The organism is Psychrobacter sp. FME5, assembly GCF_014861375.1.
Classification (GTDB): Bacteria; Pseudomonadota; Gammaproteobacteria; order Pseudomonadales; family Moraxellaceae; genus Psychrobacter.
On sequence record NZ_RRYX01000254.1, the window covers coordinates 1 to 717 of the forward strand.

General features: G+C 45.2%; 1 protein-coding gene. It reads left to right on the forward strand.

From position 1 onward, the window contains the following. The first annotated feature begins 66 nt into the window (after positions 1 to 66). The gene (locus tag EI161_RS14560) at positions 67 to 675 is read left to right on the forward strand and encodes a contractile injection system protein, VgrG/Pvc8 family (protein WP_192529992.1); all 609 of its coding nucleotides are present in this window, start codon (positions 67 to 69) and stop codon (positions 673 to 675) included. The last annotated feature ends 42 nt before the right edge of the window (positions 676 to 717 follow it).

The following is a 717-nucleotide window of genomic DNA, read 5'->3' on the forward strand; positions in this document are numbered from 1 at the left end:
TTCTTTGGGTTAGTATAGCCTCTTAGCAGTTGTCCAATTTAATTATGCCACTACAACACTTACGTATTGCAAGTCTATATTCATGAACGTCACCACCCTCCCTTTACACCGCTCACTGACTTAATCGGTAGCACCATAACCTTAAGCTTTGATACCCCAAGCGGCCTAGCTTATCGTCATCTATATCTGACTGCCGTGCATCAATTGGATCACGATGGCAGCTATGGCTATTATCGTCTGCTCGCACAACCACTTACCTATCGCTTACATCAGCATCCACGTTGTCATATAGACACTAACCTATCGGTACAATCAATGGTGGCAGAACGCACTGCTACTCTAGAGATAGAAACCATCGATGATAGTAATAGTGAAGACGCCAGCTGGACACCTGTACGCATGACCCAGTGGCAAATCAGTGACTGGGCGCATATTTGTGAGCGTTTATCACGTCAAGGACTAACCGCCTATCTACGATATGAGCAAACGGATGAACATACACCGCCAAAGATCGTTATCACTACAGCCTATCCAAGCGAGAGTGATGGTGTTAGCGCAAATATCGGTGCGCTACGCTATCAGCAAGTATTACACGACCGCGTACATGCACCAGTGTTAGCACTGAGTGAGCAAATCATCACTCAGCCAAGCTCTATAACGATTGTAGTGGCATAATTAAATTGGACAACTGCTAAGAGGCTATACTAACCCAAAGAA